Source organism: Sorangium sp. So ce394, from assembly GCF_051474665.1.
Lineage (GTDB): Bacteria > Myxococcota_A > Polyangia > Polyangiales > Polyangiaceae > Sorangium > Sorangium cellulosum_D.
Genome location: NZ_CP150339.1, coordinates 12,988,128 through 13,007,209 on the forward strand (window position 1 = coordinate 12,988,128; position 19,082 = coordinate 13,007,209).

A 19,082-nucleotide genomic window follows, 5' to 3' on the forward strand; every position below is an offset into this window, starting at 1 on the left:
CTATCGCGCAACGGATTGCTCTCGTTCACGGGGTACGCCGCGCTCGGCCGGCGGAAGCGATCGCGCGTGCGAGCCAGCCTACTGGGCACTGCGATCGCGGGGATCGGCGGCGCGCGGCGCGAGCTTCGATCGCTGGCACGAAGCTCGCTTGGGGAGCCGCCGCCGGATCGAGGTGATCCGGCAGAGAGGAGATCACCATGGTGGACAAGTCGATTGGAAGGACCGAAGAGACGGTGATTGGAGTGGAGGAGGTCGCGGAGATCGAGCTTGAGCTCGACGAGCTCGATATCGTGGCTGGTGGAGCGGTCGATCTGCATGGCTGCGGCTGCGGCTGCCCCAATCTCAAGAACCCCAACCGGTGAGATGCGGTATCCCAGCGCCGCCGGGTTCGTCCGGACCTGGCGGAGCTGGGAGCTCCAGCGTCCTGCTCGACGAGCTGCACATCGCGCCTCGGAGGGCGCGGCGCTCATTCGCGCGCCGATCGGGAGCCGCCCGAGCGCTGCACCCGCCGCCGAGGTGCGCCGCGCCGCTTGACGACGCGTAACATATCGGTTACACGTCCGCCGATGGACGCGGTTGCTCAGGCGCTGGCGGATCCGATCCGGCGGGAAATCCTGCGGATGCTGCGCGGCCGCGCCGCTGCGGCCGGCAGCATCGCCGGCGCGTTTTCGGTCAGCCGCCCGGCGGTCAGCCGGCACCTGCGGGTCCTGCGCGAGGCGGGCCTCGTGCGCGACGTGCAGCGCGGCCGCGAGCGCGAGTACAGCCTGGATCTCGGCGCGCTCGCCGAGCTCGAGGCGTTCCTGCGAGAGCTGCGCGAGGAGAGCCCGTGGCACCGCCGGTTCGACGCGCTCGAGACCGAGGTGCACCGCGTCGGCCGGCAGCGGCGCATGGCGGCCGCGACCCCGTCCCAGAACGAGACGAAGCGAAGGAAGGAGACAGCATGAGCCCCCGACCCACCGGCCGCGTCCGGAGCACGGCGACAGGCGCCGATCTCGTGATCCAACGAAGCTTCCGCGCCCCCATCGAGGACGTCTGGCAGAGCGTCACCGCGTCGGAGAGCACGGCGCGCTGGATCGGCCCGTGGGAGGGGGAGGCGGGGCCCGGCAAGACGGTGCGCCTCCAGATGGCGTTCGAGAAGGGCGCGCCGTGGTGCGACATGACGATCGACGCCTGCGAGCCGCCGCGTCGCCTCGCGCTCTCGGCCAAGGACGATTACGGCGAGTGGCGGCTCGAGCTGTCGCTCGCGGCGAAGGGCGAGACGACCGAGCTCACCTTCATCCAGCACCTCACCGATCCCGCGCTCGCCGGCGATACCGGGCCGGGCTGGGAGTATTACCTCGACATGCTCGTCGCCTCCCGGCTCGGCGAGCCGCTGCCGAGCTTCGCCGACTATTACCCGTCGCAGCGCGATTACTACCTGGGCGACGCGCGCACGCAGGAGTAGCCGGCCGCGCGGGGGCTCGGCGGGTCCGAGCCCTGCTGCCGCGTCGCTCGCCTCGACGGCGTCGCGTCGGCTCCTCCGCGATCTCGCCTGAGCCTGGGTCGGCCCCGCGCCGCGATGGCAAGGCCGAGCGTCGCGAGGACGGCGGCCTCCAGGGCGCCGCCGAGCCCGGGCTTTCGCGCCGCGAGAGCGCAGCCGCTGGACGCCGGAAGCTCGCCTTCTGGAAGGTCGGGCGAGCCTGCCGCGGGGGCGCTCGTCGCGCGCGCGCCCGCTTCGCCGACCCTCGTCATCGACAGGGCGGCGCGCGCGCCGCGCGCGCTCGTGAACGACTCGCCGGTGGAGCCGCCCGTCCCGCCGGCGCCGCCGCCCTCGCCCTCACCGCTCGACCCGTCGTCGACCTGGAACAGTGTATTTCCCATCACCACGTACCAGGCGCCCTGGAGCCAGCGCGCATGTCCCAGGTGCGAGCTTATCTCGCGCGGAGCGGCGCCGGCGGCGCCGAGGTAGCGCTTCGGCGGGGTGAGGAACATCACCTCGCCGGTGTCGCTGATGCCGTCATGGCCTAGACGCGCGGGCGGATCATCGAGCTGGCTGGGGGTGCTGGAGCTGAGCTGGTGCTGCGCGCCGCTCGGGGTCCTGAGCCAGACCTGCTCCGCGCCGCTCGAGCCCTTGAGAAACGCGATGTAACCCGCGTGGAGCTGGTAGGCGCCCGTCTGGGCTCCCTCGGGGCGCGCGACAGGGGCGACGCCGAGCGGCACCTGTCCGGAAGGTGTGGCCAGGATGCTTTGAGACTGACCGGAGCTGAGGGCCTTCGTGAATACCACGTTGAGCCCGTCCGTCACGGGGCGCGAGATTCCACCGCCGCTGCTGACCAGCAGCGTGCTCGTTCCATCCCTGCGCGTGTAGAGCGACCCGGCGACGTTCACATACACGAAGAGCCCGTCCTCGGCGACATCCATGCTGGGGCGGTCCAGCGCGACCCCGAGCGCGAGCTCGTCGGTGCCCGACGCGAGATCGCGCACGTACGTACCGCTCCCCGAGTAGGCCATGGTATCGCCGCTCACGAACGCCATGCGGCCGTTCTCCGCCAGCATCAGCAGGGCGCCGTGGCGCCACTCGTAGACGGCGGTCGGGGGGCGACCGATGGCGGGCGGCGCTGGCACCTCCATCGCGGCGCCGGCGCCGGTGAGGAACGCCCTCGTGGCGTCGTTGAACTGGTACGGATAGGCCAACTTGATGGCTCGCGTGCTGTCCCGTGTCGCCCGATCGAGCAGGAAGATCTCCTGTCGCCCCTTGATGAACAGGATCCGCGTCGCGTCGAAATCGAGGATGCGTCCGGGGACCTCGTCGATCGCCTCGAGCAGCGGGCTGGCCTCGACCAGGATCGTCGGCCCCTGGAGGACCATCATGCTATGGATGTCCAGCACCTCGAATTTCAAATTGAATTTACGGCCGCTGTACGCGCTGAGGTCGACGACGGCGTCGAGCGCCGCGGTGGCCCGCGCGAGCTCGACCGAGGTCGACGGGCTCGTGTCGAGGAAGGTGGCGATGGCCCGGATGGAGCAGTCCGCCGGGTGGTCGTCGACGCAGGTGGCGGCGATCCGGAGCGACGGATGGGCGACCGCCTCGTGCGTCGGCGCCAGGACCTGGGCGGTGGGCGTTTGGTCCTGGAACACGGTGCGCTGCGCGGACACGCTGGTGCCCTCGACGTCGGTCGCCGTGACGGTCAGGGCGTGCTCGCCATAGGGCAGCCCGAAGGTCGAGATGCCCGCCTTGTACGTGGTGCCTCCGATGTTCGTGAGGATCACCGATCCTGCGCCGAGCTGCGCCTGGACGCGCGCGATCTGGACCGTGGAGCTCACCTCGACGCGAACATTGACATACGTCTGGCTCCACGCGTGCTGCCCGGGCTCCACGAATGTCACGGTGATGGCCGCCCAGGCCTCGCGCGTGGGCAGCATGGCGAGCGCGCAGAACAGCGACGCCAGCAGAAAGCGGATGACTCGCATGCTTCTCCTCACCTCTCGCACCTCACCGGTGCGCTCGTCGGACGATCGTCCGGAAAATCGTCTGCTCCGTGGCGGTACGGCGGCGCCGGGGCGCTCAGGGGAGCATCGTGGCGACGAAGGCGTCGGTGCCGGCGGCGTACGGTATCGGGCCGGTCCCGAAGTCGGTCGCTCCCTCGACAGCGCCGGTGAGGGCGATCGTGCCGTTCGGGGCGATGGCGATGTCCTTGGCGCTCGCGTCGAAGGTGCTCGTCCAGAGCGTCGTGCCGCTCGCGTCGAGCTTGGAGAGCCCGTGGCCGGCGATGACGATGCTGCCCGAGGGGTCGAGGGCGAGCGCGTCGCCAAAGGGGATGGGCTGGCTGGAGACGTGCTCGCCCGCGGCGTCCAGCTTGATGAGGACGGGCCCTTCGGGGAACACGCCGCCGCCGAGGTCGACGGTCCCGTCGGTGTAGGCCGTCAGGAGGATCTCGTCGTCGGCGTCGACCGCCAGCGCGAGGGCGGACGTTCCGATGCCTGTGTCGGCGGGGTCCGAGGGACCGAGCTCGCGGCTCCAGACCACGTCGCCGGTCGGGGTGAGCTTCTGGACGGTGAACCGGTGAGCGCAGGGGCAGGACGGGTCATTGACGATGGACGTGCTGATGGACGCGCTCGCCGCGATCACGAAGCCGGCGCTGTCGACCGCGAGGAGGACGTTGTCGCTCTGACGCTGGTCTTCGACGTGATACGGGATCCCCGCCGTGAGCGGCTTGCTCCAGAGCAGGTTTCCTGCGCTGTCCAGCTTCGTGACGTAGGGGCTGGATGGATCCCAGTACCACTCGCCCAGGAAGAACGCCACGTAGACGTCGCCGAGCGCGTCGACGGCGAGTTGTTCGAACAGGTGGCGCATGCGCCTGTCCACCACGGATCGCCGGCTCCAGATGTGGTTCCCCTCGGGGTCGAACTTGGCGACGAAGACTCCTTCGGAGCCGAGAGGGGGCAGGGGCTCGCAGCCGCCATAGCTCATGTCCCGCGTTCCGTTGTTGTTACCGTGGATGCCGGCCAGCAAGACGTTGCCGCTCCCATCGACGGCGACGGCGTGCCCGGTGTCCGCGGAGTCGCTGCCGAAGCGCTTGCTCCAGAGCAACGCGCCGGCGGGATCGAGCTTGAGGAGAAACACGTCCGTGGGGCCGGCGCTGGTCAGCGGGCCGGCGCCGAAGTCGACGGTACCTTCGAAGGAGCCGGTGACGTAGTAGTTGCCGGCGGTGTCGCTCGCGATGGACCAGCCTGCGTCTGCGCCGGCGCCGCCGTATCCTTGCGACCACGGCGGCTGCAGAGGACAATGGGGCTCGCCGTCGCAATCCTCGTCCTCCGGCGTCACGCAGATCTCCGCGGCGGGCGTCACCTCGCCGACGCAGGGACCGTACCCAGCACCGTCGGGGAGACATGTCTGCGCGCCAGGAGCGCAGGGGCCGGCGCCCCGGGTCCCGGCGGGGCCAGAGTAACACGCGACGACGGAGCCAGGCATGCACGTCGCAGGCGGGTCGCCGCCGCCGCCCGTGCCGGTCGCCCCTGCGCCGTCGCCGCCCTCGCCGTCGTCGCCGCTCCTTGGCGGGTTGAACGTGGCGACGTAGGCGTCGTCATATCCTCCTCCGTAGGAGATCGGGCCGGTTCCGAAGTCCACGGGGCCCACCGCGAAGCCGACGGCGCCGACAGCGCCGTTCGGGGACAAGGAGATGTGCGCATAGGCATCGAAGTCGACCGACCAGAGCTCCGTCCCGCTCGCGTCGAGCATCGCGAGGCCGCGCCCCGCAACGATGATGTCGCCGGCGGGATAGACCGCGACGTCGCTGCCGAAGCGGACGGAGCGGCTGAACATGGGCTCGCCTGCGGCATCCAGCTTGACGAGGGCGGAGCCGGCGGGGAGGATCCCGCTGCCGAAGTCGACGGATCCGTCCGTGTCGCCCGTCACGAAGATCTCGTCTTCCGCGTTGATCGCCACCGCGCGCGCCGTCGCGCGGCCGCCCAATGAAGGATCCGAGGTGGCTTGGAAATCTTGCGACCAGAGCAGATCGCCCGTCGGAGCGTACTTCAAGACCACGAAGCTCTTCGAAATGTTCTCAACGTTGTTCGCGCGGAGGTTCACCACCGCCACGGGGTTACCGGCGCTGTCGAGCGCGAGCCGCGCGCTGATGACGGAACGTCCTGGTAGCTCCTCTGTCCACAGGATGTCCTTTCTCGCTGCGCCGATCTTCGCGAGGTGGGCGCGCTCCCATTGGAGGTACGCGACGTACATGTCGCCGTGAGCATCGACGGCGATCTGCTCGACGGAGTACACGTCCAAATCAGCATAGGCACCACGGCTCCAGAGGTGGTTGCCGTCGGGATCGAACTTGGCAACGAAGAAGGCGGGGCCGTAGGTGTGGAGAAGACACCCGTGCAGATCGAGGCCCGGCTCCCCGGGCGGGAGGTCGTACCTGCCGGCGAGGAAGACGTTGCCGTCCTCGTCGACCGTCAGGACGACTTCGTCATCGTAGTCCTGGGTCCCGAAGCGCTGGCTCCAGAGCACCGAGCCCGCGGCGTCGAGCTTGAGAAAGAAGATGTCCGACTGTCCGGCGCTGGTCAGAGGGCCGGTACCGAAATCGACGGTTCCTTCGAAGGAGCCCGTGACGTAGTAGTTGCCGTAGGCGTCGCTCGCGATATCCCAGCCCTGGTCCCTGCCAGGGCCGCCGAAGCCCCGCGCCCAGGGCGGCGGCTGAGCGCAGCGGGGCTCGCCGTCGCAGCTCTCGTCCTCCGGCGTGGCGCAGAGCTCTCGAGCGGGCGTCACCTCGCCCGTGCATGGGCTGTAGCCGAAGCCGTCGGGGCGGCAGGTCTGCGTCCCGGAAGCGCAGCGCCCGACGCCCTTGGTCGCGGCAGGGCCCGTGTAGCAGGCGACGACCGAGCCCGGCACGCACGTGCCCGGCGGGGTGCCGCCCGTCGAGCTGCTACCACCGGCGCCGGGCGCGCCGCCGTCGCCGCCAGTGCCGGGCGCGCCGCCGCTGCCGCCTGTGCCTGCTTCGCCGCCGCTGCCGCCGCCGCGTCCGATCGGCTCGCACGCGGTGAGGCCGGCAAGGGCCGTGATGGTCAGGGCGGAAGCGGCCCACAGGCGACCCTTGGGGCTCCAACCTCCATGCGCAATGTGTTCGGCCATGGCCGCTTCGTTGCTCGAAGGGAGCGCCGCATTCATCCGGTCTCTACGAAGATGCGGATCGACCACTCATTCCCTGGCTCAGCGACCGCGCTCCTTGCTACAGTGCGGTGTCGTCCTGTTCGAGGCAGGCCGGCCGTCGGGTCTGAGCAGGTCAGAGGAGTTGCCATGGCGGATTTCAACACAGTTGCTCTCGAGGAGGCGACCTCGGCCGATGCCCTGCTGCTGTCCAACCTCCTCGAGCTGTACATTCACGACCTCAGCGACGTGTTCCCCGGCCTCGAGCTGGGGCCGGATGGGCGCTTCGGGTACGACAAGCTCCCTCTTTACTGGTCCGAGCGGGAGCGCCGGTTCGCCTTCATCGTCCGGTGTGACGGGCGCATCGCGGGCTTCGCCCTGACGACGCGGGGCTCACCGGCGGCGGACAACCCGGATGTCCTCGATGTCGCCGAGTTCTTCATCATGCGTCGGTACCGCCGTTCCGGCGTGGGCCGCCGGGCGGCCGTCCTTCTATGGCAGCGCTCTCCGGGCGCGTGGACCGTGCGCGTCTCCGAGGGGAATGCGGGCGCTCTCCCGTTCTGGCGCAGCGTGGTCGCGGAGTTCACGAGCGGCGCTGCGACGGAGACGACGCGCCCGGGCCGTCCGCATCCCTGGCGGGTGTTCTCCTTCGAGAGCGCGCCGGTGCGCACCACCCTCTGACGCCTCCGCGGCGCGACGGTGGATCCCCGGGCGCCGCCGTGCGCGCGGAGGGCACACCCCCGCGCGCTGGGCTATCTTCGAGGGGACATGACCGCCGGCGAACAAGGCACGCCCAGAGGCCCCTCTCTGCGGATCGTCTGCGTGAACGACGTCTACGCGCTCGACAACCTCCCGCGCCTCGCGAGCCTCGTGAGGCATCACGCCGCCGGGCCGGCGGATCGCTTCATCGCCGTGCTGGCCGGCGACTTCCTCGCGCCGAGCCTCCTCTCGAGCCTCGATCACGGCAGGGGCATGGTCGACTGCATGAACGCGGTGCCGATCACGCACACCATCTTCGGCAACCACGAGGCCGACATCGAGCTCCCGGAGCTCAGGGCGCGGGTGCAGGAGTTCCGGGGAACGTGGCTCAACACCAACATGCCCTCGTTCTCTCCGGCGCTGCCCACCCACGAGATCCTCGAGATCGCGAGCCCCGGCGGGCGCGCGGTCCGGGTCGGCCTCCTCGGCCTGCTCGTCCACGTGAAGGGCCTGTACCGGCGGGGCGCGTTCGGAGGATGCGCCATCGAGCCGGCGAACGAGGCGGCCGTCCGCTGGGCCGAACGGCTCGTCCGCGAGGAGCGCTGCGCCTGCGTGATCCCGATAACGCACCAGAGCCGCGACGCGGATCTCGCGCTCGCGCGGGCGCAGCGCGATCCGCCCTTTCCCGTGATCCTCGGCGGCCACGAGCACGAGGTGCTCATCGACGACGTGGACGGCTGCTGGGTCGTCAAGTCCGGCACCGACGCCGAGAGCGCGGCCGTCATCGATCTCGCGTGGCCCGCCGAGCCTCCGCCCGCCGGGGGGCCCGACCTGCCCGCGGTCACCGTCCGGCTCGAGGACGTCCGCGCCTATCCCGAGGATCCGGCGATGCGCGCGCGCGTGGATCGCCACATGCAGATCGTGCGCGACCTCGACGCGGCCACCCTCCTCCGGCTGCCCCCGGGGAGCGCGCTGTCGTCGATCGGCACGCGGACGCGGCAGACCTCGCTCGGAACGCTCCTCTGCTCGCGCATGCGGGACACGCTCCAGGCGGACGGGTGCCTCTTCAACGGCGGCGGCATTCGCGGGGGCCGCGAGTACCGCGAGCGCTTCACTTACGGGGATCTCAAGGCCGAGGTGCCCTTCAGCAACGAGCTCGTGGTGGTCCGCCTCCCCGGCCGCGTCGTGCGCGAGGCCGTCGCCGCGTCGCGGTCGCGCGCCCCCGCCCAGCACGCCGGCTTCCTCCAGATCGACGACCGGATGGCGATCGACGACCGGGGCGTCCTGACCGCGATCGGCGGTCTGCCGCTGGTCGACGATCGCGCGTACCGGATCGCCCTCCCGCGAGCGCTCCTCGGCGGCATGGATGACATCGCCCCGCTGGTCCGCTTCGCCGAGGCGCACCCGGAGGAGGTGCCGCCCGCGGACACCGGGCGCGAGCCGAAGCTCGTCCTCGTCGAGTCGTTCGCCGTGGAGCTCTGGCGCCAGCTCGGGCCCTTCGACGCGATCGACGCCGACCGCGACGGCCGCGTCTCGGCCGACGAGCTGCGGGCGGCCGTCTCGCGGGCGACCGCCGAGACGCCGTCCGAGGTGGTCGTCGGCGAGCTGCTGAAGGTGCTCGATCGGGACGGGGACAGGCTCGTGACGCGCGGCGAGGCCGGCGCGCGCGACCCCGCGCCGGCCGCGGGGTCGCGCGGTCAATCCGACCAGTGATAGGTCTCCTCGGGCCTCCCGCCGAACGTGGCGCTCGGGGCGGTCCAGGTGCGGAACCGCCGCTCGCCGCGCACGTAGCCGCGGACCCCCTCGGCCGCGAAGAACGACGTCATCGCGTGCCGGAGCTTCGGGAACTCGTCCAGGAGGCCGGGCTGCACGGGCCACAGCGACTCCAGGGCGAACGCCATCGTGGCGTCGGCCAGCGTGTAGCGGCCGGGGAGGGCCCAGTGCTCCGCGCTGGCGGCCGTGCGCGCGAAGTAACGCTCGAGCAGGTCGAGCTTCTGGCCCATCGCCGCCCGGTGCGCGGCGCGGATCTCGTGGAAGCGCGGATCGAAGCACGTCACGCCGAGGTCGCGCAGCACCTCGTTCGCGACCTCGGTCACCTCGTCGATGCGCGCGGCCTCCTCGAGCGTGCCGCCGTAGAGGCCGAGCTTGCGGGCCACGTAGCGGCCGATCGCCTGCGACTGGCAGAGGACGAACGCCCCGTCCTCCAGCACCGGCAGCTGCCCGAACGGCGTGATCGGCAGGAACCGCTGCTTGCCCTGCGGCCCCTGCCAGAGCTCGATCGGGATCGTCTCGAGCTCGTACCGCGCGCCGGCCAGCTCGAGCAGGAGCCGCGCCGGCTCGATGAGCCCGCGTATCGGGAAGTAAATCAGCTTCATCGCCGTCCTTTCGGTGGTCCCAGTCGGGGTTCCGGGGATCCCTACCGGCAGGGTGCCCGGACCTCAACTTCTCGGGGGGCGCCCTGCCCCCTCGCGGCGCGGCTCAGAGGCCGAAGAGCTCCTGGAGGAACACGCCGCCCCTGCCGGCCCCCGCGTGCGTGAAGAACAGGCGCCCCGCGTCGAAGCTGCCCCCCTCCGCGACCCACTCGGCCGCGTGCGCGCGCAGCCGGGCAACGGGGTGCGGGGGGAACGCGAACGGCGAGCGCGAGCGGTAGACGAACGTGGCGTCGTAGTCGACGGGATAGCTCGTGACCGTCAGGTAAAACCACCCCTTCCGCGCGAACACGAACGGGGACTCGGTATGACCGCTGTTGTTCATCGCGGTCTCCGGCCCGAGCGTGAGCGCCATGGCCGGCGGGCTCCAGTGGACGAGATCCAGCGACGTGCGGTAAGCGACGCCGCTCCGCCGCGATTCCCGCGACGCGCAGCGCGTATAATAAACCACCCACAGATCGCCGAGCCGGACGAGCATCGGATCGCGGGCGACGCAGATGTCCTCGAAGAGCGTACCTCCGTGGCGGGTCCAGGCGATCCCGTCGCGCGAGCGCGCGATCCGGAAGCCGGATCGGTCGGGGTCGGGCGCGCCCACGTGAAAGATCATGACCAGGCTGCCGTCGCGGTCCCGGACCACGTGCGGGGCCCAGATCCAGCGTTCGTCGGGGAGGGCACGGGTGGAGAAGCGCTCGGGCGCCAGCGCGAAGCTCGGCGAGGCGGCTTCGACCCAGCGCGCCGGCCCGGGCCCGGCCGCCGTCGCCAGGACGAACTCGATCTCGGTGTCTGGCCGATAGGGCTCGCGGTTGAAGATGCCCGTGAGGAGCCAGCGGCCGTCGGAGAGCTGGACGATCGAGTGATCGTTCACGTAGGACGGTGCCTCGCGGAGGGCATTGGCGTCGAAGATCTTCCTCGCGGGGCCCTGCGTCAGGTGCGGCGCGGGGGGCCCGGAGAAGAACCGCAGCGTGTAGCCGCGCTCGCTCCACGGCGCGGGGGAGCTCCGCGCGTCGATCTCGAGGATCGGGCGCTGGTCTGCGCCGCACTGGCCGGGGAGCAGATCGATCCAGAGCGCGTCCTCCGCGAGCGGCCGGACCGGGTTCGCCTGCATCTCGTGGATCACGCCGACCTCCCGCCCGTCGAGCCGCACGCGCGCCGTCTGGGGGGCTTTCGCCGCGGAGTACGCGCGGAGGAGCAGGAGCCCGCGCGCGTCCGGCGGGCAGTCGACCTCGATCCGGGTGATCCCGCGGCCCTCGCGCGACCGCGAGACCCGCCGGAGCTCCGAGCGCTCGGCGTCGAAGGCCGCGCGCGCGCGGCGCCGCATCCCTTCGAGGTGGACCTCCTGCTCGCCGATCTCCCGAGGATCCGAGAAGGCGTAGGCGAGGCCCAGCGAGCGCGCCCGCAGCGGCGTATAGGCGCCGGTCGGGCCGGCCTCGATGCCGAAGCGCAGGCCGGAGCGGCTCACGATGGGGTCGGCCACGTGCAGGCGGTACAAGGAATGGTCGAACAGGGCGTTCCGCCAGCGATTCTCGGGATGGATGACGATGAAGCGGAGCAGGCCGCTGAACGGATTATGGTGCGCGCCCAGGAAATAGAAGCCGCCGTTGAAGTAATCCTCGGTGCCGGTCCCGATCTGCAGGGGGTACGACATCCTGTCGGTCCGGATCATCTCGTCTCCCTCGAGATAGGTCCGGTCGTTGGGCCGGCCGCCGCTGAGGTGCTCCAGGACGGCGACGAGCTGGAGCGGGCCCTCGCCCTCGAAGAGGGGCATCGTCGTCTCGCGTCCGGGGGCCACCTGATCGCGGTATTGCGCGAGGAGCCGCACGCCGGGGCGGGCGGGCGCGAGATCGACGGCCGCCTCGAGGCCCGCGATGGATGACCCGGGCGCGGCCCCGAGCGACAGGACCTCTCCCTCGGCGAGCGGAATGGGCAGGCGCGTCGCGAGCCTGCCGAACCCCGCGGCGTCGGGCGCCCGGGCGGCGTGCAGCGCGCTCCGGAACGTGGTCCATCCGCCGTCGGCCTCGGCGCCCGTGCTGGCCAGGCCGAAGAAGAACGACGCGGGCACCGGCGGCTGCTCACCGATCCTCACGTCCAGGTCTTTCAGGCTTCCCGCGGGGATCCGGAGATCGAGGCCCGATACCGTGGCTGGGCCGATCGCCAGGACGAGCGGTGCGCCGGGGCTCGGGGCCTGCCGGTGCGTCGGGGCGGGCAGGGCGGCGGTCCAGTCCTCGGTCATGAACCCCGCGAGCTCCTCGGGCGTCGGCCCCGACGCGGCGCCGGGGCCCTCGCGGTAGGTGACCTGGTAATAGATGGGGACGCCCCGGAAGCGGACCTTGGCCTCGCTGGACCAGGCGAAGGGGACGTAGCTGGTGAACGCGCCCGAGCTCGCGTCGACGCCGAGCACGAGGGGCGGCTTCCAGGGGCCGCGGCCCTCGAAGAAGTCGTGGGGTGAGCCGCGGAAGGCCGTGCGCCCGTCGATCTCGATCCAGATCTCCTGGCCCGGCTTGTCGAGCTCCGCGCGCGGGGCGGTCATCCATATCCGCGTGATTCTCCCCTCGCCGCGGGCGTGGAACAGGACCCGGTGATCCCCCTCCTGCGCGACGCCAGCGCGATATCCATCGTTGTTGCCACCCGCGGGGTCGTGGGTGGTCACGCTCCGGGATATCCACCCCGGGTGAAAGGAGAGCAGATTCTCCAGCACCGGAGCGATGGACGCGACGCCCGGCGTGACGGCGAGGGCCCCGCCGAGGAGATGGCGGCCCGCGCGCGAGACGAGGGTGTCCAGGCGTGCGCCCGCGGCGCGCGCGATGTGCTGCCCGAGGTTCATGAGCACAACCTAAGGGGGAGATCGGCGCCGGGGGAGCGGGCTCGGCACCTCGCTTGCATTAACGCGAGGCGAAACCAGGCGCGACGCTCCGGGCGCGCATTCAAGGAGTGATTCATGCGCACCCGTGGCGGCCCTCGCCTCCTCGAAGGAACATGCCGCATCGCGCCTTCTGCGCGCTGGCGCGGCCTGCTGCTCGCGCTTCTTTCCATCCCGTCGCTCGCGGGCGCGGGCGGCGCGCCGGCAGGCCACGTGGAGCGACGCGACCTTCCGGGAATCTCCTCCAGGGCGCGCGGGCAGCTCGATCGCGCGGCCTACGCCGAGCGGCTCCGCGCGATGTGGCTCGGCGAGTGCATCGCCAACTGGACGGGGCTGACGACGGAGGGCGTCCGCATCGAGCGCCCCTTCTTCACCGACGCAGACTGGGGGACACCCCAGGGCCGCAACGGGGCGCGGATCGACTTCGTGCTCCTCGACCCGTGCCCGGCCGATGACGACACCGATATCGAATATGTCTACTTGCACCTCATGACCGAGGCGCGGACGCTCTTCCTGTCTCCCGAGGCGATCCGGGACGGGTGGCGAGCGCACATCAACGATTTCATCTGGGTCTCCAACCGGAGGGCGCGCGACCTCCTGGAGCGAGGCGTGCTGCCCCCCAGGACGAGCCACCTGGCGCTCAACCCGGACGCGCTCCACATCGACGCGCAGCTCACCACGGAGATCTTCGGCGCCCTCGCGCCCGGCATGCCGGAGCTCGCGCTGCGGATCGCCGACCTCCCCATCCGGACCACGGCGCGCGCGCACGCCGCGCACGCCGCGCAGTTCCATGTCCTCCTCTTCTCGCTCGCGGCGACCGTCGATCCGGAGAAACCGCGGCGCGAGGAGATCGTGCGCATCGTCCGCGAGGCCAGGAGCTACCTGCCGGATGCGTCGAAGGCCGCCGATGTCATCGATTTCGTGCTCTCGGCCTATCTATCGGCGGACGATCCCGAGGATTGGGAGAGCGTCCGCGACGCCATCGCGCATCGTTATCAGGAGCAGGCCCGGGCGCACGGCTTCGTCTACCGAGGGTTCACGGAGTCCGCGATCAACCTGGCGACCGGGACGATGGCCCTCCTGTTCGGCGGGGGGAGCTTCCGGCGCACCGTCCAGATCGGCACCCTGTCCGGGTGGGACTCCGACAACGGCACGGCGACGATGGGCGGGCTCGTGGCGCTGATCGGCGGCATGGAGGAGCTGCACCGCGCCTTCCCGGGGGCGCGGCTCGCCGAGCGCTATCGTATCCACCGCACGCGCCCGACCCTGCCGGACCGGCTGCCGGAGGACCGCGAGGCGGAGGACACCTTCACGGCGATTGCGCAGAGGATGGTCGCGCTGGTGGATCTCGCGGCGCAGGCTGACGGCCCGCGGCCGCGCGGGCCCCGCGCGCGCGGCGCACCCGATCGACGGCCACCGCGGCCACGATGATCGCGCCCGTCGCGATCTCCTGCACCCAGCTCGGCAGCCCGAGGTGGACGCCGCCGGTCCGGATGACCGTGATGAGCAGCGCGCCGACCACGCTCCCCGCGACGCTCCCCTCGCCGCCCGAGAGCGGCGCGCCGCCGATGACGACCGCCGCGATGACCTCGAGCTCGAGGCCCACCGAGTCCGTCGGGTCGCCCACCGTCAGCGTCGAGAACTCCATCACGCCCGCGACGCCGGCGAGGAGGCTCGACAGGGTGTACACCGCGATCTTCACGCGCCCGGTGTCGATGCCGCAGAGCCGCGCCGCGGCCTCGTTGCTGCCGACCGCGAACACGTGGCGCCCGAAGCGCGTGAAGGTGAGGACGGCGAAGACGAGGAGCGCGAGCGCCGCGGTCGTCCACAGCCCGGGCGCGGCGAGGTCGGCCGAGAGCAGCGCGTCGAGGCCGCGCGGGTCGGCGTCGACCTTCTGCTCGGACGCGAGCCCCTTCGCGGCGCCGCGCAGCGCGCTCATCGTGCCCAAGGTCACGACGAAGGGCATCATCCGCGCCCGCCCCACGAGCGTCCCGGCGACGACGCCCGCGAGGCCCGCCGCCGCCGTGGCGGCGAGCGCCGCGGGCAGCGCCGGCGCCCCCGCGCGCAGGAGCGTCGCGAGGACGACCGTGGTGAACGCGACCAGCGAGCCCGTGGAGAGGTCGATCCCGCCGGTCGCGATGACCAGGGTCATGCCGAGGGCGCAGATAGCGACCACCACCGTCTGCCGCGCCATCGTGAGCAGGTTCTGGCTGCGCAGGAACGTGTCGGGCGCGAGCGCCGCGAAGAGCGCGTAGACGAGCAGCAGGGCGACGAGCGGGCCGAGCCACGGCGGGCGCTTCTTCACGAGGAGGCCTCCAGGAGGAGCGACGCCGCGGTCCACGACGCCGCGGGCCGCGGCGGATCGAGGGTCCCCCGCCGGAGGACCGCGATGCGGTCGCACGTCGTCACGAGCTCGTCGAGCTGGCTCGACACGAGCACGATGGCCTTGCCGGCGCCCGCGAGCTCGCGGAGCAGCGAGAGCACCTGCGCCTTGCTCGCGACGTCGATGCCGCGCGTCGGCTCGTCGACGAGGAGCACGTCCACGTCCTCGCGGAGCAGGCGCGCGAGCTGGACCTTCTGCTGGTTGCCGCCCGAGAGCTCGCCGGCGCGCTGCTCCGGCCCCGCCGCGCGGATCGCGAGCGCCTCGATCCAGCGCGCCGCCTCCGGGAGGAGCGCCCTCGGCGCGGCGACGAGGGGCGCGCGCGGCGAGAGCCAGACGTTCTCGGCGATCGAGCGGCCGAGCATCAGCCCTTCCCCGCCGCGATCCTCGCTGAGGAGGCCGACCCCGCGGGGAGCGCGCAGCGCGATCGTGCCGCTCTGCTTCGGGTCGAGCCCCGCGAGGATGCGGAGGAGCTCGGTCCGGCCCGAGCCGACGAGGCCGGCGATCCCGAGGATCTCCCCGCGGCGCAGCGTCAGCGACGCGCGCCTCGGCCGCTTCACGCCGGAGACGTCCCTGACGTCGAGCACCACCTCGCCGCCCGGCGGCGGCCCCTCGGACGCCGCGCGCTCGCGGGCGTCCTCGAGCGCGCGGCCCAGCATTTCGTGGACGATCTGCGCCGGCTCGGTCTCGCGCGGATCGCCTTCCCCGGCGACGCGGCCGTCGCGGAGCACCGTGTAGCGGTCCGCGTGCTCGCGCACGTCCGTGAGGAAGTGCGTCACGAGCAGCACCGCGAGGCCGGCGTCGCGCAGGGCGCGGACGCGGTCGAACAGGCGCGCGGCGTCCGCGTGGCCGAGGCTCGAGGTCGGCTCGTCGAGGACGAGCAGCCGCGCCGCGAGCCGCCCGCCCTCGCGGAGGCCGCCTTGCGCGAGCGCCCGCGCGATCTCGACGAGCTGCTGATCGGCGACGCCGAGCTCCCCGGCCGGCGCGTCGAGCGGCACGCGGCCCGGGCCGTCGGCGACGAGCGCGAGCGCTTCCCGGGCCATGGCGCGGGCGCGCGCGCGGTCGCGGATCCCGGGGCGCGCGCGCGCGGCCGGCTCGATCCCGAGCACCACGTTGTCCGCGACCGAGAGGTGGGGGCAGAGCGTCCGCTCCTGCGGGACGAGGACGACGCCCGCGCGGCGCGCGCCTTCGGCCGACGCCGGCGCGTACGGCGCCCCCCCGAGCCGCAGCGAGCCCGCGTCGGCGCGCTCCATGCCGAGCAGGATGCGGGTCAGCGTGCTCTTGCCCGCGCCGTTCTCGCCGAGGAGCGCGTGGACGCTCGCGGGCGCGATCCGCAGCGAGACGCCGCGAAGCACCGCGCTCGGGCCGAACGCCTTGGCGAGGCCGATCACCTCGAGCAGGGGCGTGCGCTCTGCCATCACGAGCCGCTCACTCCCCGAGCCACCGGGCGAGGTCGGGCCTCACGATCTCCTGCACCGCCGGGTCGTCGAGGTCCTGCTTCGTGACGACGCGCGCGCCCGTGTCGATGCGCTTCTCGACCGGCTCGCCGCGGAGGTGCGCCGCCATCGTCTTGACCGCGACGTACCCCATATAGAACGGGTTCTGGACGACGAGCGCCTCGACGTCGCCCTCGCGCAGGGCGCCGAGGAGCTTCTCCGACGCGTCGAAGCCGACGAATTTCACCTTGTCGGCGGCGCCCGTCTTGCGGAGCGCCTGCAGCATCCCGAAGGTCGTCGATTCGTTCGGCGTGAACACCCCGGCGATCGTCCCCTCCGCGGCCTTGTGCGCGAGGAGCACGCTCTCGCTCTTGTTGAACGCCGTCTCGGTGGTGGCGCCGCCGTACTGGTTCTCGCTCGCGAGCGTGATGTCGGGCATCGCGCGCACCGCGTCGAGGAACCCCTTCTCGCGGCCCTGCGTGCTCGCCGAGCCCTCCTGATAACGGAGCATGAGGACATTGCCCTTCCCGCCGATCGCCTTGGCGAGGTGCTCTCCCGCGAGCTTGCCGGCGCCGTAATTGTCGGTCGCGACGAAGCTCACGTGCTCGTCGCCGGCGAGGTCGGAGTCGAACACGACCACCGGGATCTTCGCCTGCGCCGCCGCGCGCACCGGCGACCTCAGCGCCGTGCCGTTCAGCGGCGCGAGCACGATGCCGGACACGCCCTGCGCGACGAAGCTCGAGACCACATCGATTTGCCCCTTGAGGTCGTCTTCCCTGAGCGGCCCCTTCCATACGATGTCGACATCGAGCTCGCGCGAGGCCTTCACCGCGCCCGCGTGCACGCTCTTCCAGAACTCGTGCGTCGTCCCCTTCGGCACGACGGCGATGCGGAGTCGCGCGCCGCTCTTCGGCGCCGCGCCTGCGTCCGTCGACGTCGTATCCGGCGAGGTCTTCGAGCATGCGGTGAGAACGGTGATCGCGAAAGCGCACGCGAGAATACTGACGTTCATCGGTGCGCGAGGATAGTCGACGGAGCGCGGTCGCGCTCGCGCTGGAGAGCGCGTCGGTGTCATGAAATCGGCCGCAGGCGCTTCGCGCAATGGCGATGCAGGCCGGGGAGAAACGATGGCGATTCGGGGAATGCGCGTCGTTTACGAGCGGATCCCGAGGGCGTCGAGGAGATGCGCCGTAGCCGGACTGTCTGCGCCGGAAGCGCCCGGGCAAGATCCAGTTGCGCGAGGGCTGGACGAAAGGCGGCCGCCAGGGCGTCGACGCGGGGCAGAACGCGCGCGAGGCCCGGAGATCACCGGCAGGGCCACCGGCCGCCGTCGAGGTCGAGCGGCATCTCCATGCTGTTGAAGTTCCACGCGTTCGTCTGCTCGCAGAAGAGCGACCTGTCCGTCATGTGCCCCGAGAACGGATCGTCGTACTCCACGTGGAACACGGCCTTGCCGTTCGCCACGAAGGTATCGACGAGGATCTCGCACTCCTCGAACTCGAAGCACTGCTCGTTCAGCGTCCAGTCGAAGTATGGCCACAGGTCCTCCGCCTGGTCGATGTCGCCCTTGAGCCCGACGGACATGCCCATCCCGTGCGCGAGCTCCGCGATGAACCGGTTGTAGGCGATCTGGTCCTCGTAGGTGAGCGGGAACCCGGATTCGTTGGCGTACCCGTCGACCTCGTCGGGCTCGATGGCGTCGAAGCCCTTGTCCTTGCAGGTCTGGAACCGGGCCTGCATGATCGGCCCGAGGACGTCGATCTGCCGGATGTCGAGCCAGAACGAGCCCTCCCAGTGGTAGTCCGGTTCGCCTTTGACCGACTCCGGGAAGTCGCCGGCGTCCGACCGATAGTCCTCGAACGCGCCGACGTCGACATAGCAGATCACCTTGGCCCCCCTCGCGTGGAGCGCGGCGACCGTCTCTGCCGGCGTGAACTCCCAGTCGATGTCGTAGACCACGGGAGACGGCAGCTCGAGCGGCGCGCCGGTGGGATCGACCAGGCCCATGTCCTTGGGGTCGTCGAGGTCCAGGGGATGGTCGATCATCCAGTGCCACGGCGTGTCGAGCGCCGGGATCCACAGGTCGGAGCCCCCGCCGGCGGCCGACGTCGAGGAGGTGGCCGCCGGGGCTGGCGAGCTCGAGCCGCCGCGCGCGTCTCCGCCCGCGCCGCCTGCTCCGCCAGGATCCGCGCCGGCGTCGCCGCACGCGACGTGCATCGCCGAAAGGAGGGGAATCAACCAGGGGACCACTGCAGGCCACGATCGATGCATGATGGCGCTCCTCTCATCGCTCCGGAGCTCGATCGCTCCGGGGTGTGCGCCTCGACGCCCACCCGGCATCGTGATGCCGTGCTCCTGGAGCTTCACCCAGGTCGCGCAGCGACGGAACCACAGAACGCGCAGCGCGCCGGGGCGGCCCCCGCGGCTCCCGCCGCCGACCAGCGTGCCTCGCCGCCCGCGCCGCGCATCCCCCCGCTTCGCCAGGCCGGGCGACCCACCGCCCAGCCCGGGGATCCACCTGCGACGAACCACGGACGCCCGCCCGCGCACAAGATGGACGCCTGCAGTGAAGTCCAGTAGCGTTCCATGCTCCCGGCGAAACACGCTGGAGCGAATCGAGCACCTCGAGGCCGCGCAGCGGTGGAAGGCGGCC

The 19,082-nt window shown here is 71.6% G+C and carries 13 protein-coding genes and 1 pseudogene; 6 read left to right on the forward strand and 8 right to left on the reverse strand.

Annotation, left to right across the window (positions count from 1 at the left end; translation table 11 throughout):
• The first annotated feature begins 197 nt into the window (after positions 1-197).
• The 3 genes from WMF33_RS48015 (at position 198) to WMF33_RS48025 (ending at position 1,444) form a co-directional block, all read left to right on the forward strand.
• Positions 198-362, forward strand: coding sequence for a hypothetical protein (locus tag WMF33_RS48015; protein WP_437334841.1), 165 nt, complete (start codon positions 198-200; stop codon positions 360-362).
• Between the two features lie 204 nt (positions 363-566).
• Entirely contained in the window at positions 567-944 is a 378-nt protein-coding gene (locus WMF33_RS48020; RefSeq protein ID WP_061627305.1) for an ArsR/SmtB family transcription factor, read from the forward strand.
• Positions 941-1,444: an SRPBCC family protein gene (locus WMF33_RS48025; RefSeq protein WP_437334842.1), complete on the forward strand. Its 504-nt coding sequence runs from the start codon at positions 941-943 to the stop codon at positions 1,442-1,444. The genes WMF33_RS48020 and WMF33_RS48025 overlap by 4 nt, the downstream gene beginning before the upstream one ends.
• On the opposite strand, the gene WMF33_RS48030 is transcribed toward WMF33_RS48025, so the two are convergent.
• Together WMF33_RS48030 and WMF33_RS48035 are read right to left on the reverse strand one after the other, a co-directional pair.
• A complete protein-coding gene (locus WMF33_RS48030) occupies positions 1,414-3,450 on the reverse strand; it encodes a hypothetical protein (RefSeq protein WP_437334843.1) in 2,037 nt (678 codons plus the stop codon). The genes WMF33_RS48025 and WMF33_RS48030 overlap by 31 nt on opposite strands.
• Positions 3,451-3,544: 94 nt before the next feature.
• Positions 3,545-6,613 (reverse strand): hypothetical protein, encoded by a 3,069-nt coding sequence (locus WMF33_RS48035; RefSeq protein WP_437334844.1) that lies wholly within the window; start codon positions 6,611-6,613, stop codon positions 3,545-3,547.
• 165 nt (positions 6,614-6,778) lie between these two features.
• Here WMF33_RS48035 and WMF33_RS48040 point away from each other — a divergent pair, with 165 nt between their 5' ends.
• Positions 6,779-7,309, forward strand: a complete 531-nt coding sequence (locus WMF33_RS48040; RefSeq protein WP_437334845.1) for a GNAT family N-acetyltransferase — start codon at positions 6,779-6,781, stop codon at positions 7,307-7,309.
• An 87-nt stretch (positions 7,310-7,396) separates the two neighbouring features.
• The gene (locus WMF33_RS48045) at positions 7,397-9,040 is read left to right on the forward strand and encodes a 5'-nucleotidase C-terminal domain-containing protein (RefSeq protein WP_437334846.1); all 1,644 of its coding nucleotides are present in this window, start codon (positions 7,397-7,399) and stop codon (positions 9,038-9,040) included.
• Here the strand turns inward: WMF33_RS48045 and WMF33_RS48050 are convergent.
• Together WMF33_RS48050 and WMF33_RS48055 are read right to left on the reverse strand one after the other, a co-directional pair.
• A complete protein-coding gene (locus WMF33_RS48050) occupies positions 9,025-9,702 on the reverse strand; it encodes a glutathione S-transferase family protein (protein WP_437334847.1) in 678 nt (225 codons plus the stop codon). The genes WMF33_RS48045 and WMF33_RS48050 overlap by 16 nt on opposite strands.
• Positions 9,703-9,805: 103 nt before the next feature.
• Complete coding sequence (locus WMF33_RS48055; RefSeq protein WP_437334848.1) at positions 9,806-12,577, reverse strand: DUF2961 domain-containing protein; 2,772 nt, start codon at positions 12,575-12,577, stop codon at positions 9,806-9,808.
• A 114-nt stretch (positions 12,578-12,691) separates the two neighbouring features.
• On the opposite strand from WMF33_RS48055, the gene WMF33_RS48060 reads away from it, so the two are divergent.
• Positions 12,692-14,044 carry an ADP-ribosylglycohydrolase family protein gene (locus WMF33_RS48060; RefSeq protein ID WP_437334849.1) on the forward strand — a complete coding sequence of 451 codons (1,353 nt, stop codon included), beginning with the start codon at positions 12,692-12,694 and terminating at the stop codon, positions 14,042-14,044.
• A gap of 46 nt (positions 14,045-14,090) precedes the next feature.
• Here WMF33_RS48060 and WMF33_RS48065 read toward each other — a convergent pair.
• The 4 genes and pseudogenes from WMF33_RS48065 to WMF33_RS48080 all read right to left on the reverse strand — a co-directional run.
• Positions 14,091-14,807 (reverse strand): annotated as a pseudogene (locus tag WMF33_RS48065) (ABC transporter permease); the annotation flags it as partial.
• A 107-nt stretch (positions 14,808-14,914) separates the two neighbouring features.
• Positions 14,915-16,411 carry a sugar ABC transporter ATP-binding protein gene (locus WMF33_RS48070; RefSeq protein ID WP_437334850.1) on the reverse strand — a complete coding sequence of 499 codons (1,497 nt, stop codon included), beginning with the start codon at positions 16,409-16,411 and terminating at the stop codon, positions 14,915-14,917.
• 10 nt (positions 16,412-16,421) lie between these two features.
• Complete coding sequence (locus WMF33_RS48075; protein ID WP_437334851.1) at positions 16,422-17,441, reverse strand: ABC transporter substrate-binding protein; 1,020 nt, start codon at positions 17,439-17,441, stop codon at positions 16,422-16,424.
• Positions 17,442-17,734: 293 nt separating this feature from the next.
• Positions 17,735-18,700 (reverse strand): endo alpha-1,4 polygalactosaminidase, encoded by a 966-nt coding sequence (locus tag WMF33_RS48080; RefSeq protein WP_437334852.1) that lies wholly within the window; start codon positions 18,698-18,700, stop codon positions 17,735-17,737.
• Between the last annotated feature and the right edge of the window lie 382 nt (positions 18,701-19,082).

Excerpts from the sequence above, each read along its gene's own strand:
- WMF33_RS48015 (WP_437334841.1), top strand. The coding sequence starts at position 198 with ATGGTGGACAAGTCGATTGGAAGGACCGAAGAGACGGTGATTGGAGTG.
- WMF33_RS48020 (WP_061627305.1), top strand. The coding sequence starts at position 567 with ATGGACGCGGTTGCTCAGGCGCTGGCGGATCCGATCCGGCGGGAAATC.
- WMF33_RS48025 (WP_437334842.1), top strand. The coding sequence starts at position 941 with ATGAGCCCCCGACCCACCGGCCGCGTCCGGAGCACGGCGACAGGCGCC.
- WMF33_RS48030 (WP_437334843.1), bottom strand. The coding sequence starts at position 3,450 with ATGCGAGTCATCCGCTTTCTGCTGGCGTCGCTGTTCTGCGCGCTCGCC.
- WMF33_RS48035 (WP_437334844.1), bottom strand. The coding sequence starts at position 6,613 with ATGGCCGAACACATTGCGCATGGAGGTTGGAGCCCCAAGGGTCGCCTG.
- WMF33_RS48040 (WP_437334845.1), top strand. The coding sequence starts at position 6,779 with ATGGCGGATTTCAACACAGTTGCTCTCGAGGAGGCGACCTCGGCCGAT.
- WMF33_RS48045 (WP_437334846.1), top strand. The coding sequence starts at position 7,397 with ATGACCGCCGGCGAACAAGGCACGCCCAGAGGCCCCTCTCTGCGGATC.
- WMF33_RS48050 (WP_437334847.1), bottom strand. The coding sequence starts at position 9,702 with ATGAAGCTGATTTACTTCCCGATACGCGGGCTCATCGAGCCGGCGCGG.
- WMF33_RS48055 (WP_437334848.1), bottom strand. The coding sequence starts at position 12,577 with ATGAACCTCGGGCAGCACATCGCGCGCGCCGCGGGCGCACGCCTGGAC.
- WMF33_RS48060 (WP_437334849.1), top strand. The coding sequence starts at position 12,692 with ATGCGCACCCGTGGCGGCCCTCGCCTCCTCGAAGGAACATGCCGCATC.
- WMF33_RS48070 (WP_437334850.1), bottom strand. The coding sequence starts at position 16,411 with ATGGCAGAGCGCACGCCCCTGCTCGAGGTGATCGGCCTCGCCAAGGCG.
- WMF33_RS48075 (WP_437334851.1), bottom strand. The coding sequence starts at position 17,441 with ATGAACGTCAGTATTCTCGCGTGCGCTTTCGCGATCACCGTTCTCACC.
- WMF33_RS48080 (WP_437334852.1), bottom strand. The coding sequence starts at position 18,700 with ATGCATCGATCGTGGCCTGCAGTGGTCCCCTGGTTGATTCCCCTCCTT.